7 protein-coding genes are annotated in these 17,164 nt (G+C 57.5%); 6 read left to right on the top strand and 1 reads right to left on the bottom strand.

The window, feature by feature from the left end; translation table 11 throughout:
* Positions 1 to 16: 16 nt before the first annotated feature.
* Complete coding sequence (locus SIK69_RS02640; RefSeq protein ID WP_319785331.1) at positions 17 to 1,123, bottom strand: GGDEF domain-containing protein; 1,107 nt, start codon at positions 1,121 to 1,123, stop codon at positions 17 to 19.
* Positions 1,124 to 1,385: 262 nt separating this feature from the next.
* Between SIK69_RS02640 and SIK69_RS02635 the strand changes: the two genes are divergently transcribed.
* From SIK69_RS02635 to SIK69_RS02610, 6 genes are all read left to right on the top strand, one after another.
* On the top strand, positions 1,386 to 11,051 hold the full coding sequence (locus SIK69_RS02635; RefSeq protein ID WP_319785330.1) for an autotransporter-associated beta strand repeat-containing protein: 9,666 nt from the start codon (positions 1,386 to 1,388) through the stop codon (positions 11,049 to 11,051).
* Between the two features lie 110 nt (positions 11,052 to 11,161).
* Positions 11,162 to 12,778: a mechanosensitive ion channel family protein gene (locus SIK69_RS02630; protein WP_319785329.1), complete on the top strand. Its 1,617-nt coding sequence runs from the start codon at positions 11,162 to 11,164 to the stop codon at positions 12,776 to 12,778.
* Between the two features lie 11 nt (positions 12,779 to 12,789).
* Positions 12,790 to 13,896, top strand: coding sequence for a BamA/TamA family outer membrane protein (locus SIK69_RS02625; RefSeq protein WP_319785328.1), 1,107 nt, complete (start codon positions 12,790 to 12,792; stop codon positions 13,894 to 13,896).
* A 30-nt stretch (positions 13,897 to 13,926) separates the two neighbouring features.
* Entirely contained in the window at positions 13,927 to 14,886 is a 960-nt protein-coding gene (locus SIK69_RS02620) for a hypothetical protein (RefSeq protein ID WP_319626976.1), read from the top strand.
* Positions 14,886 to 16,016 carry a BamA/TamA family outer membrane protein gene (locus tag SIK69_RS02615; RefSeq protein ID WP_319785327.1) on the top strand — a complete coding sequence of 377 codons (1,131 nt, stop codon included), beginning with the start codon at positions 14,886 to 14,888 and terminating at the stop codon, positions 16,014 to 16,016. The genes SIK69_RS02620 and SIK69_RS02615 overlap by 1 nt, the downstream gene beginning before the upstream one ends.
* Positions 16,016 to 17,122, top strand: coding sequence for a DUF4056 domain-containing protein (locus SIK69_RS02610; RefSeq protein ID WP_319626863.1), 1,107 nt, complete (start codon positions 16,016 to 16,018; stop codon positions 17,120 to 17,122). The genes SIK69_RS02615 and SIK69_RS02610 overlap by 1 nt, the downstream gene beginning before the upstream one ends.
* Positions 17,123 to 17,164 lie beyond the last annotated feature (42 nt).

The raw sequence follows: 17,164 nt of genomic DNA, 5'->3' as shown, positions 1-17,164 counted from the left end.
ACGCCGCCGGACACGCCTACTTTTTCCCTTCCCAACAAAGTCGGTTCCGGCCATCGCGTTTCGCCTGGTACAGCTGCTTATCGGCAAACTCCAGCAGGGCTTCCAGCGTCATACCGGGGTGCCATTGCGCCACGCCCAAACTCAGCGTCACGCGCGGTGCAACCGTTGAACCTTTATGCGCAATACGTGCCTCGGCCAAGGCGTGCTGAATACGTTTGCCGATGCTCAACGCGCTACTCGGCCCGTCGCAGGTCGCCAGCACCACGAACTCTTCACCACCAAAGCGGAAGGCGGCATCGGTCTCTTTACGCAGCGATTGCTCAATGCAGCGTGAGACCCGAATCAGGCATTTATCGCCCTCGACGTGACCATACAGATCGTTGTACTGCTTGAAAAAATCGATATCCAGCACAATCAGAAACAGTGATTTTTTACTTTGCCTAAGGGCGCGAGTGCTGCGGGTAAAATATTCGCTCAGGCTGTGACGGTTATACAGTCCGGTGAGGGTATCGTAGTTGGCGAGTTTAAGTAATTTCTTGATCAGCAGATTTTTTTCATACTCGCTGCGCTGGGTACGCTGATAGGACTCTAGCAAAATATAGCGTGCCGAAAGCACCACCAGCAGGATGATCGCCGCTGCGATGCTTTGCAATAAGGTGAATTTCAACGGCGAAATAATCTCACCCACGATAACGGTAGCGATAATCGGCCCAATAAACAGGGTCAACAATTTGGCGGAGAGGTAAAAAGTAATGGTCGCCGGAAGCAGGACGAGAACCAGCGCCACCATCGCGATAGTGGGCTGTTTAAAATCATTCAGCATGTGAAAAAAAATAACTGACCAGAAAGCGCCGAAGATAAGCACGATTGCGGGCAGACATTTCTGATACAGCCCTTCGTTAATGCGGTCATGCAGACGCCAGGTCATGAGCCCGTTGATAACCGAAAAGCCAATAATGCCGTACAGCGGCAGAGTGTAATTTTCAGCATCCATTGGGATCGACGCGCCGCCAAATACCCGCAGCACCAGCCACAGACAACAAATAATATTCAGACACAAAAACCAGAGGTAACCCTTCACGCTGGCAATCGCCACTTCTCCGGTACTGTGCTTGATATCCATGAATTTACTCCAGATTTGATTACCGATGATGATAGTGGATCCCTCAGGGGCGCTCAAATCAACCCTGCCGATTTCGCCTCATTCCACCCAACCGAAGGTCGATGCAGCAGTTAATTTTATGATCACAAAATGTTGTGTTTTTTCACATTTCGACAGGTTGGATTAAGAAGAGTGTACTACTTTTACAAAAAGTAACCGTCCTGTCTCTTGCTCCAGTTTGCGTTAAGCCTAATTTAACTCTTTGATTTTGAATGGATAAAACATGAACAGAATTTACCGTTTGGTCTGGAGCCACGTGGCCTCCGCATTTATCCCCGTGGCGGAATTCAGCGCAGGATATCGAGGAAAAGCATCGCGCTCAGGGCGGCGAAAACTGTTGATCTCGGGGGCGCTGGCGGCGGGGATGTTACCCGCGATGGCCGTTGCCGATGATGTGTATTGGGCGCAGGATTACCCGACGTATGCCTTCCCGACCGACCCGGGTTATAACTTCGATCAGGTGATCAACACCGGAACCGCTTACACCATTGATGTAAACCCTGGCCCCACCAATTACCCTGCGGGCACGACGCTAAATATCCTGGGGGCTATCCCGGCATTTCCGGCCTATGCCAACAATGGCGTGAGTAGTACGTCAATTTCTGCGATTGATGCGCTCCCGGCGGGGGTTGGGAATCGTATTATTACCATTACGGCAATAGATTCGCAGGGGGTCACGACGCCGATTACTGCGGATAATATTGCCAATTATACCTATTCTCCCAGCCCGGCGATCCCGCAGAAAAACCAGGAGCTGAATGTCCAGGTACAAGGCCTGGAAGGCAGCTATGAAGTCATCAGCGTTTATGATTCCGCGTCGTTTACCTCGGCGGCTGATGTCCCGGTCGCCAATATGCAAATCCCGATCTTCGATCCTGATTCGGTCCGTATTCTGAACAATGTGGGCCTGGCGTATGTCAGCGAGGGCGGCGGTACTGCCAATATTAACGTCGGGGCCGATACCACCGGCACAACGCCGATTGCGTCTGCCCAAAATACCATCGACCTGCTGGCGAAAAATTCGACGCTGGCCTTTGTGGCGGCGGACAGCGGCAACGCAGGTGCTGCCAACTGGCAATCGGATAACTACATCCACTTCCGTCCCGCCGCCAAAATCGCCACCCAGTCCAGCCAAACCAGCGTCCAAAGCACCCAATATAACTACACCCAGATCCTGCCGCAGTATCAGGAGATCGGCAATACCGGGCGAGTCATTCGGCTTGCAGACAAAGAGTTTGCTATTACCTCTTCCGCAGATATCGCTGATGTGAACGATTATCTGCTGGGGGAGGGGGCTTATGCCGGTAAACCGCAGGTGCAATACTGGCTGTTGGCGGGCGCGTCGGTAAACGGCAGCAGCCCGATAACCTCATCAGTCGAAGCGCAAACGATCTACAACAACATTATTTCCGGTTTGCTGGGCCAGGCCGAAAGCACCACCATCAACGTGAATTACAACGTCTGGAATGATTTGGCTGCGCATACCAATAACGCCACGCTGGACAACGGCAATCTGCGGGTAATCTATGCCACTGGACAAAATGCCAGCGGCACGGTGACCGCAGGGGGAAGCCTGGCCGTTGATGGGGCGACGTCGGTGATGGAGGCCGATCGCGGGGCGGTGATTACCAACAACGGGGCGATTAATGCCTGGAGCAGCAGCGGGAATAGCCCGCTAACGAGTGGCATGCGGGTCAACGATGCGACAGCCACCAACAACGGGGTCCTCAATGCCGGGCTGTTCCTCGAAAAAGACGGCAGCAATCAGAATGTGAATAACAGTAGCGGGGCGGCGGCCATCATTGGGGAGGGGGGCAGCACCATCACCAACAATGGCCACATCAACGTGGCCATTACCGATACGGCAACCCATAACGCCTACGGTATCGCCGCCGGGAATACGACCAATGTGACCAACGCGCAGGATGCCACCATTGCGATTGTCGGCAACATTCACAATACCGATGGTAAAGGCGGTGCTTACGGTGTCCTCACCGCTGAAGATGCCAACTTCACCAACCGGGGAGCGATGTATGTTGGCAGCACGCCGGTGACGGATAGCACCGCGCCCACGGCGGTTAACCTGGCAGGAAGTGGCAACCTGACGGCGGCGATTGCCTCACTTGGCGATGGCACGTTGCTCAATGATACGACCGGGACAATCACGTTGCTGGAAAACACCCGTAATGCGGCGGGGATCCTGGTGAATGGCGGAGGGGCCACGGTCACCAACGACGGGCAGATTAACGTGCTCGGCAAGCTGGTTAATGATTCTGCGGCGGCTAACTACGGCATGTACGTGAAGGACAATACCGGGGTTGTCACCAACAACGGGGATATTCAGGTCGACGGGGATAACAATATCGCCCTGCGCGTGCTGGCTCAGGACGCTAACGCGCAAATGACCTCCACCAGTAACAGCTCGATTATCGTCGGGTCGCAAGGCGATTTGGGAGGAACCGATGAAAACCCGTATGCCTACCGGAACTATGCCCTGTACGCCGAGGGGCTGAACGGCAACGCGGCGACGGTGCAGTTTGATTCCGCGGTACGACTGCTTGCCGCCGGTGCCATCGGGGTACATGCCCGCGGCGATGCGACGATCACTATCGGCGCGCCCGCCTCCTTAACCTTTGAGAACAGCGATCAGATTGGCTACTACGCCTGGGGGCAAGGGGCGAGCATCAATCTCGCCAACCCGACGATTAGCGATGCCGGACAGGCCAAATCCATTCTGTTCGCCGTCGATAATGGTGCAACCTTCACCGGGGCGACGACGGGCGGAAACTACAATCTGACGGTCTCCGGCAACGGCTCTACCGGCGTTTTTGCCAACGGGGTTGATACGCTCAATGGCTCGGTGGCGACCAATATGACCACCGGCAACGCGCTGATCAACGTCAGCGGTGAAAATGCCGTTGGGGTAAAAGTCACCGGCGGTGCGGTGGGAACGATCAGCAACGGCGCGATAAACCTGGCGGGCGATAACACCACTGCGGTACAGGTGGATGGGCGTGATTACAGTATCAATGGCGATATTGGCAGTGACGATGATGCCCTTGATACGAAGGTGACTTCCGATGCCAACATCGTCTCAGCGGCCGGGCAAAACGGTATCACCGGATACAATGTCTCGCATAAAGGGGATTTGCTGCTCAACAGCGGGGCAGATATCACCCTGGCGGGCAACACCAGCACCGGGGTGCTGCTGCACGATGGCGGGATCGCCACGGTGGGTTCTAACGTCAGCGTGGCGGGCACCGATAACATTGGGGTGGATATCCAGAACGCGGGACAATTAACCAACAACGGCACGATCAGCGTCTCCGGCGCTCAGGGCAGCGGTAACGTTGGGGTCCGGGTTCAGGGGGCAGGGGCTATCGTCAATCAGCTTGGCGAAGTTTCGGCTGACGGTGGCCTGGCGGCGGTACAGCTCACCGGGGTCGGGGCCAACCTGACCGTTAACGGCACAGGGAACCATATCAGCGCCAGCGGGGGGGCAGATGGGGTGCTCATCGACAGCGCCGGTGCATCTTCTTTTAACGCCAGCAATACCACCATCGATATCACCGACAGCGGCGCAGGGATTAATAACAATGCCAACGCCAGTAGCATCAACCTAAGCAATGTCACCATCAACGCCGACGATGGCCCGGCGATTCGCACGGCGGTCACCTTTGCCGCCGAGGGGACGGGGAACGTCCTGAACGTCAGCGGCAGCGGCGGCGGATTTGCCTTCATGCAGGCGGACGGCTCCGCCACGACCGGGGATTTAACCATCGGCACCGGCTACACCATTTACGGTAACGGCGATGGCAGCCGGGGGGTTCTCGCCCGGACCAACGGGAAGGTGACGTCAGGCACCAATATCACCATGGCGAGCGGGGCGGGTGCGGCGATTGAGGCCATCAACGCCTCGAGCCTTACCAATAACGGCATCATCACCACCAGCAGCGATACCGGCAGCACCATCCTGGCACAAAATGCCGGGGCGTTTAGTAACACCCGCACTATCACCTCCAGCAGCACCAGCAACAGTCAGTCGCTTATCGATCTCAGCGGTGACCTTGGCGCTCGCAGCATCAGCAACAGCGGAACCATCACCAGCAACAGCCAGAACGCGACGGTGATTGATGCCACCGGCAGTGCCAATCACACCCTGAGTAATACCGGGGTCCTGCAAGCGGCCAGCAGTACCGCAAAAGCGATCGCCCTCGGCAGCGGGAATGACAGCGTGACCTTGTCCGCAAGCGGGCAGCAAACCCAGGGAGAAATCTTGATGGGCAGCGGTAGCGACCAGTTTAGCTGGAGCGGCGGCAGCCTGACGGGGGGCGTGACGTTTGAAGGTGCAGATGGGCAGGACCGGGCCACTATCAACACTGTCGATATCGCGGATACCACGCATATTCTGAGCGAAGGCGGCAGCGGCAGCACGCTGACCTTTACCAATATCGTCGGTAACATTGGCTCGCTGGCGGCAGACAATCTCAGTCTCGGCACCAACATCGGTTCCGGCTGGAGCACGCTGACGCTGGATGGCGCGACCACGGATATGCGGGTGGTAAATGATCTTACCCTGTCGGGTACGCCGGTGATTAATGTCAACGGCGGGGCTACATTACGTAGCGGCAACAGCGCCACCCAGACCGGGGTTGCCACCGTGCATAACTACAATATCGCCACCGCGGGCAGTGATAGCCTGGTCTCGTTCGATGGCAACCAGACCCAGACCTACAGCGGGGTTATTTCGGGCTCAGGCGGCATGGAGCGTATTGGCGGCGGGAACACGACCCTGCTGGGCGATAACACCTACACGGGTAATACACTGATCGGCAGCAATTCGGAACTGAGCCTCGGCAATGGCGGCACGGTGGGGAGCCTCTCGGAGCAGACCAACATCACCGATAACGGCATCCTGACGGTTAACCATTCTGATGCGGTGTCGTTGAACGGGGTGATTTCGGGCAGCGGTCGTTTCCAGCAGATGGGAGCGGGCATTACGCGTCTGGGCGGGGCAAACAGTTACTCCGGCGCAACCGATGTACAGCATGGCACGCTGCTGATTAACGGCGTGCAGAGCGGCTCCGGCCTGACGACGGTGAACAGCGGCAGCACCCTGGGCGGGTACGGTACGCTGGGTGGCGATGTGGTATTTAATCCTGGCACGACACTGAAACCCGGCGATGACGCGCGGGGCAACGGCACGGGCATCTTAACCGTGAACGGCAATCTGACCCTGGCGGGGGATACCAACAGCCAGTTCCAGTTGGGTGAGGCCTACACCCCAGGCGGCGCACTCAACGACCTGGTTGAGGTTAAGGGCAACCTGACGCTCGATGGCAACCTGAATGTCTCCCTGACTAACGGCGGCAGTTTCCTGCCCGGCGTTTATCGTCTCTTTAACTACGGCGGCTCGCTGACCAATAACACTCTGGATATTGCGTCACTCCCGCCGAACGACGCTGAAAACTACGGGGTTCAGACCAATATCAACCATCAGGTCAACCTGGTGCTGAACTTTGTGAACCCGACGAACCAGCTCCAGTTCTGGGACGGCGATGTGAACGGCAGTAATCACGGGGATGGGATCAGTGGTAATGGTCAGGTCGATGGCGGATTTGGTTACTGGACGGCGTTAATTTCTGGCAGCAGTAATAACTGGACCCAGCAAGACGGCGTGGGTAACGCGCCGTGGGCGCAAGCCTCGTTCGCGGTATTCCAGGGGGCGGCGAACACCGTCCTGGTGAGTGATATCTTTGGCGAAGTGCTCACCTCTGGGATGCAGTTCACCACCGACGGATATAAGCTCATAGCGGACCCGGATTTACCGGATTCACAATTACGCTTTGTGGCGACCAACCCGCCGGGTGTCTTTGCCCCTGACAACAGCTACGCATCTCAGGGGGCGACTCATGCCGACAGCTATTTCGCCATTCGCGTAGGCGACGGCGCGGCCGGGGCTGATGTTACGACGACCATTGCCGTCGATCTGGTACAGAATGATGTCGCGGACGGCAATATCCGGCTGCTGAAAACCGACCCGGGCCGTTTGATTTTAACCGGGAATAACCAGATTACCGGCGGGGTTGAAGTCTGGAACGGTACGCTGAATATCACTCGTGACAACGCGCTCGGGGCCAGCACCAATTCGGTGCTGCTGAAAAATGGGGCTAGCTTCCAGGCCGGGGCGGACTTAACCACCTCGCGTCTGTTCTTCGTCGATGGCACCGGCGGCGGGACCTTCGATACCTACGGCAACGTCTTCACCCCCACTGGGGTGATTGGCGGCGACGGGCCGCTGACTATCGAGGACACCTCGGCTGGAACCGGCTCAGGCCAACTGGTGCTGAATACCGCCAATACCTATCTGGGCAATACCACCGTGAAGGGCAAAAATGGCACCGGCACGCTGGCGGTCAACGTCAACGCCACCGGGGCTTTCGGCAAGCAGGACAGCACCGTATCGCTGACCGATGAGGCCCAGGTCAACGTCAACGGCAGCGCTAACGCTCAGACCCACACCTTCGCGGTGAATAACGCGACCCTGGCATTCAACGACAGCGCCAGTGCTGGGCAGAGCACGATCGGTTTGACCGACGGCACCGCCCGCTTTACCGGCAGCAGCAACGCGGGCAGCGCGGCGATTAACGTCGATGCCGACTCACAACTGCTGCTCTCCGGCAGCGCGGACGGTGGCACCAGCGTGACCACTAACGCCGGGCTGGTGTCGTTCTCAGGCAATGCGCAGGCAGCGAATGCACGGCTTGTTAACCAAAGTGGCGCGAACGTGGCGCTGGCGGATGTCGACAGTAAAACGTCCATCGGGTCCCTCTCCGGCGCAGGCACCGTCGACGTGGGGAATAAAACCCTGAGCGAAGGTAATCTTAATCTGAACGACACCATCAGCGGCCTGATTTCCGGGGTCGGTGGCGGGCTGGAGAAAGTTGGGACCGGCATTCTGACCCTGACCGCTGATAACACCTTTACCGGGGCGGCTGCGGTGCTGAAAGGTGCGCTGCTGATCAACGGCAATCAAAGTGCCGCCACCGGTGCAACCAGCGTGGCCAGCAATGCGACCCTCGGCGGGGAAGGGACGCTCGGCGGCAACGTCAGCGTGGCGGATAACGGTCATCTGGCACCGGGGAAAGATCTCAGCAGCGTCGGGATCCTGACCATGAACAATCTGTCCCTGGCAGAGAATTCGCAGCTCGATTTCCAGTTCGGTAAATCCAACGTGCCGGACGGGAAGGACGCGCTGAACGATCTGCTGGTGGTCAACGGTGATTTGACCCTCGACGGTCGACTGAATATCACCGAACCACCGGGCGGCAAGTTTGATGTCGGGGTGTATCGTGTCATCAACTACAGCGGCAACCTGACCAACAACAGCCTGCTGTTCGGCACCGTTCCGGAGGCGGCGGATCAGCTCTATATCCAGACTTCGGTGGCGAATCAGGTCAACCTCGTCAACACCACCGGCCTGGTGCTTAATTTCTGGGACGGCACCGGCGGCGCTAACGGCAGGCTGAAAAATAACGGCAAAATCGACGGCGGCGACGGCCTGTGGCAGAACAGCGGCGGGAACGACAACTGGACTACCGATCAGACCGATCCGGGCGGCAGTATCAACGCCCCGTTCAGCGACGGCGCATTTGCGGTATTCAGCGGTAAAAAAGGGAACGTCACCGTCGATAACAGCCTGGGTGAGGTGCTGATCAGCGGGGCACAGTTCGCCACCAACGGTTATGTGATTAACGATGGGGTTATCACCACTAACACTGCCGATACGGTGATCCGCGTTGGCGACGGTACCGCGCTCGGCAAGCGCTATACCGCCACCATCAACTCAGATATCACTGGCCGCGGTGGGATCGATAAAACCGATGTCGGCACCCTGGTGCTGAACGGTAATAACAGCTATCAGGGCGGGACCACCGTCGGCGGCGGCGTGTTGCAGGTTAGCGGTGACCAGAACCTCGGCGCGACAGGCACCGGCATTACCCTGAACGGCGGCACTTTCCGCTATGGTGCGGCGTTTGATACCGCCCGGGCATGGACCTTAAGCGGCGATGGCGGCACCATTGACACCAATGGCAGCAACGTCTCGTTGCTGGCGGCGGTGAGCGGCAGCGGCGGTCTGATCAAAACGGGTGACGGCACGCTGACCCTGACCCAGGACAGCCGCTACAGCGGGCTGACCACCATCCGCAATGGCACCCTGCAACTCGGTAACGGTGGCGATACCGGCAGCGCGACTGGCAACATTCTCAACCTCGATACCCTGGTGGTGAACCGCAATAACACCGTTAACCTCGATGGCGTCATTTCGGGGGCAGGGGACTTTATTCAGCGCGGCAGCGGTACCACGGTGCTGAACGGGTTGAATACCTGGCGCGGTTACACGCTGGTGGAAAACGGCACGCTGCTGGCAGGCGGCGTGTCGCGCCTCAGCGCCAGGTCCTCGCACATCGTCAGCCAGAACGCCACCCTCGATACCGGGGGGCATAACCAGACGGTGGCGAACCTGGTCAACCAGGGCACCGTCAATCTGCGCGGGGGCCATGTCGGTTCGAGCCTGACGGTCAACGGGGATTATGTCGGGATGGACGGCACGATAAAAATTGCCGCCCAGCAGCACAGCCCTGGTGTGGCGGACAAACTGGTGATCAACGGCGGGAAAGCGACCGGCACGACGCGGCTGGATATTGACGTCAGCCAGCTCGGCGAACCGACCACCGGCGACGGTATCAGGGTGGTAGAGGCGTTAAACGGCGCGACCACCACCGCGCAAACCACTAAAGACGCCTTTAACATTGGCAGCGATAAACTGATCGCCGGGGCATGGCAGTACCAATTGTTTGCCGGGAACGCCAGCGGAGCGGGGGAAGACTGGTTCCTGCGGGCGGGTTATAACCCGGTGGTGCCGGGCTTTAACAGCGTAGCGGCGATCACCCGTCAGGCCGATCTGTACGTGCTGGGCACCCTGCACCAGCGTGTGGGTGACGAGCAGCCGTGGCGGGCCGATGTGCCAGCGGATCAGGAGAATCGCTTCTGGGCGCGTTATCTGACCAAAACCGTCGATATTCACCTCGATGATGCGACCAGCAGCAAGAGCCATTCGCAGTACGACGGGATGCAGATGGGGGTTGATCTGTGGCAGAACGATCAATGGCGCACCGGGATCTACACCACCTTTATGGATATCGACAGCTCGGTCAGCGGCAATACCGGAATGGGTGGCGGCTCCGCGTATAACTCCACGTTCTCCACCTACGTCGGCGGCTACGCGACCTGGACCGATAGCAACGGTTTGTATGTTGATAACGTGTTGCAATATGGTTACCATTCGGTTGATTTGAAAAACCTGAGCGATGGGCAGACCTATCACCCTGATGGCAACAGCGTGACCGCGTCGGTCGAAGTGGGTAAACCCTGGCAACTCGGCGACAGCAACTGGGCGTTCGAGCCGCAGGCGCAGCTGGTCTGGCAGTGGAGCGACTTTGATGATGTGACGCTCAACGACGGGGCCAATACGCACGTCGGCATCGACGCCGATAGCGCGGTGATTGGCCGTCTTGGGGCGCGTCTCACCGCAGACTACGACACCCACGTCGGCAAAGTGAAACCCTATGTGCGGGTGAACTACTGGCAGGAGCTGACCGACGGTGATGACGCGGTGACGTACCGCAATAGCGCGAACAGCCATGGCAAAACGACCCTTAACGCCAGCCAGAAATACAGTGCCACCGAAGCCGCCGTCGGCGCGACGTGGACCGTTACCAACGATGTGCAGGCCTATACGGAAGTGGGGCGCACCTGGGATAACGGGGGCGACACCAATGTCGATGCCAATCTGTCCGCATCGGTGGGGATGAAAATCCGTTTCTGAGGGGTCTTGAATTCGCTTTAGGCTGGTCTATGCTCAAAACAGAGCAGGCCAGCCTTTTGCTTTTGTGCTCTGAATAATAACGATAAAAACCACTTTTGCGGGTAGAAATTATGAACAGGATGCGGCATGTGTTACTGGCGTGGCTTTCGCTGCTGCTGGCGTTTCCCTTATTTGCCGCCGAACCGCGGCAGCAGCCTACCGATCAGGAACGGGCGCGAACGGTCTATATTTTCCACCAGCCAATTGTCATGTTGCAGGCCACATTTGGGCTGAGCACCCCGGAAGAGCGCGTCCTGCGCATCCGCAATACCCTGCGTGCCTTCACCCACGATGACGTCAGCCAACCGCTGACTGTGGAACCGATTACCCGCTATAACCAGCCCGCACGGTTGTTCCTGATGAACGGCAAACCGATCATGTTACTCAGTCAGGCGGATCTTGATGAAGGCGACGATCTCACCCTCGATCAGGCCGCCCAGCGGGTGCTGGCGCGCATGGAAATGCAGCGTACCGCGTTAAAGGATCAGTACAACTCCGGCTATCTGGCGCTGGCGGCGCTGAAATCGGTGCTGGGCCTCGCGGTACTGGCGCTGTTTTGCTACGGGGCGTACCGCACCTGGCTGTGGGTACGACGCTATAACCGCCTGATGCTGCTGGAAAAACGCGGCATTATTCCTTACAGCTGGCGGCGTTTTTTAGGCGCTATCGAATCAAAGCTGTATGGCCTGCTGATGATCCTGCTGTCGCTGGTGGCAGTGTATCTATGGCTGGGCTGGATATTTAGCCTGTTCCCGTGGACCCGCGTGTGGGGCGAATCACTCGGGAACTGGACCTGGCGGGTGCTGCAAAAAATCGCCCTGTCGATAGCCTCGGCGATGCCCGGTTTGCTTATCGTTTTGATAATCTTCCTGATTACTTCGTTTATTATTAAATTATTGAAGGTTTTACTTAACCAGGTGGCGACGGGTAAAGTGCAACTCCCTGGTTTACATCCGGAAACGGTTGGCGCAACGCGCAAGCTGATTTCGGTCATGGTCTGGTTGTTTGCCCTCTCTGCTGCCTATCCCTTCCTGCCCGGTGCGAACTCGCTGGCGTTCAAGGGCATTAGCGTTTTCTTCGGTCTGATGTTGACGCTCGGCTCGGCGGGCCTAATGAACCATGCCATGAGCGGGTTAGTGCTTATCTACTCCCGCGCATTACGCAAAGGTGACGTTATCCGAATTGCAGACAACGAAGGCCAAGTCAGCGAGATTGGGATGCTGGCCACCAAAATTATTACCCGTGAAAACTATGTCGTGACGGTGCCCAACGCGGTGGTGGTCAGCGGCAAAATTACCAACCTCAGTGCGCAAAACCCTGACGGCGGGGTGAACCTCACCACCGGCGTGACCATCGGCTATGACACGCCGTGGCGGCAGGTCCACGCGATGCTGGAGCTGGCGGCCCGTCGCGCCGAGGGCATCGATCACGCCCATGCGCCGCTGGTGCGCCAACTGAGCCTGATGGACTGGTATATCTCTTACGAATTGCAGGTCAGACTGCTGCCGGGCACCTCGCTGGCCGTGGCGCGTAACGCGCTGCACAGCAACATTCAGGACGTCTTTAACGAATTCGGCGTGCAGATTATGTCGCCTAACTTTGTCCTGCAACCGGACACGGCGGTGGGCGTGGCGAAAGACAACTGGTACGCCGCACCCGCCACGACGCCCGGCGGGCCGCAGGCATGAGGTGGAGAGACATGGCGGCCTTACTGCTGCTATTAAGCAGCGGGCAGGGCATGGCCGCCAGCCTGTTCGACGCGCAGGACGACATGTTCGATATGAGCGAGTACCTGCGCGATAACCGCTACGGTTTTTTACCGATCCCGGTGGTGATTACTGAACCGGCGATAGGCTACGGTGGCGGGTTGTTCGGCCTGTTCTTACACGGCAAAGGCAAGATGGACGGCGACCGTTTTATTCCGCCCAATCTGACGGCCTTTGGCGGGGGAGCCACCGAAAACGGCAGCTGGTTTGCCGGGGGCGGGCATCGACACACCTGGAATAACGACCATATTCGCTACCTGGTAGGCGTCGGCTATGCCGACGTCAACCTCGATATTTACAGCGGGGATGTGCTGGGGTTTGGTAAGAATAAGGCAATTAATACTAATACCAAGGGCTACGGCGGCCTGCAAAAACTGCAGTTCCGCGTCGGCGATTCCCCGGTCTTTCTGGGGGTATCGCAGTTCTATGCCCGCACGGAAATTTCGGCTGACAATAAGCTGATTAACGCCGCCTGGCAGCGTATTTTTGGCAGCGACAGCACCTCGTCAGCGGTCGGGCTGCTGGCGGAATATGACACTACGGATAATTTTTTCTATCCTCACAAAGGGTTGTCATTGAGCGCCGAGTACCGGTTCTACAGTTCGTTTTTGGGCGGTGATTATCGCTATAACCAGCTCACGGTTGACGGAAAATATTATCTGCCGCTGACCCGCACCCTGACGCTAGGGCTGGCGGGCAACTATCAGGCGCTGACCAATAGCGACAGCCATTTGCCACCGATGACGCGCCCGGATATCAATCTGCGTGGCATTTCGCGCTATCGCTATCAGGGTGACTACGTCGGCACGGTGCAAACGCAGCTGGCGTGGCAGGTGACGCCGCGCTGGATCCTGCAAGGTTTTGTCGGTGCGGGAAGCGCTGCCAATGAAAATGATGAGTTATTCCGCTCCAGTGAAGTCGCCTGGGGTTCCGGATTTCGCTATCTGATAGCCCGACAATATGGGCTGTATACCGGCGTCGATGTGGCCTTTAGCGAAGGTGAACAGGCGGTCTATTTTAATGTCGGCTCCGGGCTTTAATCGGTGCAATGCGTAAACGAGAATAAAATGATGAGATGGAGTCAAACGCTGGTCCCGCTGCTGCTGATCTCTGGGGCAGCCTGCGGTGCGGGGACTACAAGTCCCCTCAACCCGGAGGACGCGTCCTCCAGCGACAGTATGTTCCCGATTTGGGGCGATGAAGCCCGGGCGCGTGGTTATTCTATTCCGCTGCCGTTTGGGGTGAACGTCAGTTACATGAATATGCGTCAGAACATTAACGTCGAAAGCATTTCCCTGACCGGGCTACAGTTTGGCGGTATGCCCATCCCGGATGACATGTTTAATATCGGCGTGGGTGATACCCGCCAGCGCAGCGAAACCGAAAACCTGCGTCTCGATATGTGGGTGTTTCCGTTCCTCAACGTTTACGGCATTCTCGGCCACACCAAAGGCTCGTCGGTGTCGAATATTTCCGTAGATGCCGACCCATCAAAGTATGGCCGTTTCGATCGAAATCGCATCATCGCTCAGGCGATACATGCGGGTTATGAAAGCGGGGCGCTGCAAGACCTCGACTTTAAGCTCAATTTTGAAGGTACCACCTACGGGGCCGGGGTCACGCTGGCGGGCGGATACGGTAATTGGTTTACCATTCTCGACACCAACTATACCCAAACCAGTTTTGATATTCTTGACGGTAAAATCTCGGCTCTGGTGGTGTCACCGCGTGTCGGTTACCGCTTCGAAATGCCAGGTATTGCCGGGCCGTCGCACCTCAGCCTGTGGGTGGGCACCATGTATCAGGACGTGCAGCAGGAATTTAAGGGCAATCTCTCTGATTTGAACCTGCCGTCGGCGCTGGACAGCGTGGTGGAGAACGGGCGCTTTGACGTGAAACAGCACCTGACTTCACCGTGGAACATGCTGGTGGGGGCACAGTACGAAATCACGCAGAACTTCAACGTGCTGACAGAATTCGGTTTTAACGATCGCAACAGCTTCTTTATCGCGGGTGAATACCGATTCTGATGAACAGATGGGGTGTAGTGCTGGCAGGGCTGGTGAGCGCAGGTATCGCGACGCCCGCCGTGGCAGAAATCAGTCAGCAATCGATCGACGATTTTCTGGGAAAACTCGGGGCCGATAACCAGTACGATCCCAGCAAAGGCATCGACTGGAGCGTGTTGCCGGGACCGTTTTATACACCGGAGCTAAAGCTCGGGCTTGGCACCGCGGTAGCCGGTATTTATCGCGTCGATCCTAACGATAAAACGACGCAGAACTCGTCCATCTCCTTCACTGGATTTGTCAGTACCAGCGGCGCACTCGGCGTTGGGCTGCACAATTACACCTTCTTTTCCGACGATCGCTGGCGGCTGTTTATCGATGGTGCGGTGGCGAAAGTGCCGACCGAATTTTGGGGGGTGGGCTACGATGCTGCCCAGGGCGACTCGCAAAAATACAACGATAATTCGGTGCAGGTGCATCCGCAGTTGATGCGCCAAATCGTCAACAATTTGTACCTCGGCGTCGGCTGGGATTTCTCGGCGATGAATGCCAACATCAAAAACAGCAAACCGGGCGATAAATTCTCTCAGTATGCGCACACCACCAACCCGCTCAGTTCCGGGGCCACCGTCAGCCTTAACTACGATTCGCGTGACGTCATCACTCAGCCGCATCACGGGCAATATATCAGCGTGGAATACAGCTATTTCGACCCGTCCCTGGGCTCAGATACCCATTTCACCGCCACAAAGATGCAATACAACTATTATCTCCCGCTGGATGACAAACGGGTGGTGGCGTTTGATCTGTGGGGGCGCTTTACCCACGGGGACGTGCCGTGGGACCGGCTGTCAGAAGCCGGGGATGACAATCGTCTGCGCGGCTATTATCAGGGGCGCTATCGCGATAACGACGTGGTCAGCGGTCAGGTGGAGTATCGCGAAAAGCTGACCTGGAGACACGGCTACGTGCTGTGGGCGGGCGTCGGAGCGCTCGGCAGTTCGCCGTCAAATTTGGGCGATAACCCGCTGCTGCCGACGGTGGGCGTGGGCTACCGTTTTGAAGTGAAGCCGGATATGAACATCCGGCTGGATTTGGGCTTTGGCCGGGACAGTGCCGGTTTCTATTTTCAGGTTGCGGAGGCGTATTGATGCGGGGTTGGCTGTTAAGTCTGTTACTGGTGACCAGCGTGGTAGGGGCGAGCGATTCGCTGCTGCCAGTGGAACAAGCCCGACGCGTGTCGCCAGTGGTCGGGCATCTGGTGGCACCAGAATCGCTGCGCCCCTGCTGCGCTTTTGGCTATGATCTGAACGTGCGCGCGATTGGCGTGCCGATCCCGGTGTATCAGATTGGCAACGTGCTGACGCTTGATACCCTTGGGCATCATCATTACAACGACAGCGCGCTGGCGGCGGTCAAAGATTTAGTCGGCTTGAGCGATGAAAAAAGCGGGCTGATTTATACCCATCGCGGCGGCTTTATTGATATCGCCCACGTACGTGATACTGCCGATAACACCTTCTATTTGTTCTCGAAAATTTATCCGAAGCTCGGTCAGCGCTGGCGCTTTTTCTACAGCGAGGAGCTGGGTGTTCGCCGCATTCAGCTCAATGCGTTTACGCCTCCGGCCTCGATGCCGCAACGCTACACCCTGGCGGCGTGGCTGGCGGGGAAAATTGCCTTTGAGCTGGCGGAATGGCACGAGGTTGCCCAGTGGTACGGCTTCCAGTCGGTGCCCGGTTTCTCCGAGGAGATCTCGGCGTTTTCCCCGGAAGATCTCTACTCCAATCTGCTGGGTGCCCGGTTGGCCATTAACGTCATCCTGCAAGGCGATGCCGGATCGGTGGATGCCTATAACAAGGCGATGGACAAGCAGATCCATCAGGCGCTGGTGGGTTTGGGGGTGGTGACGCGTGAAGAAACCGAGCAGAAATTCCGCGAAGTGGATGGCGACTGGTGGAACAGTAAACGCCGGGTGCCGGACAAGTTTCTGGTGCTGAAACGCAACTATAATCTCAGCGATAACCGCCTGCCAACCCCGGTGCCTTTCGAAAAATCGTCGCCGTATGAACTGCACATGCCTGCGATGATGGCGGGTTTTACCCTCTCGACGCTCGGCGAGTTGAAAATCTATAAAGGCCACGATATGGAGCGCCTGCCCTCCCCAGACGGGCACTACGCGCCGACGCAGTTCCAGCAACTGGCGAACAAGGCCCAGGAAGCCGACCGAACCCAGCTCGATCGGATGCAGAAATAGCCCAGCCATTTATAAATAAATAGATCTCTTGCTGAAGAAGTA

The sequence above is a fragment of the Scandinavium lactucae genome (assembly GCF_033843265.1).
Classification (GTDB): Bacteria; Pseudomonadota; Gammaproteobacteria; order Enterobacterales; family Enterobacteriaceae; genus Scandinavium; species Scandinavium lactucae.
This window is presented reverse-complemented; position numbering and strand designations above follow the sequence as displayed.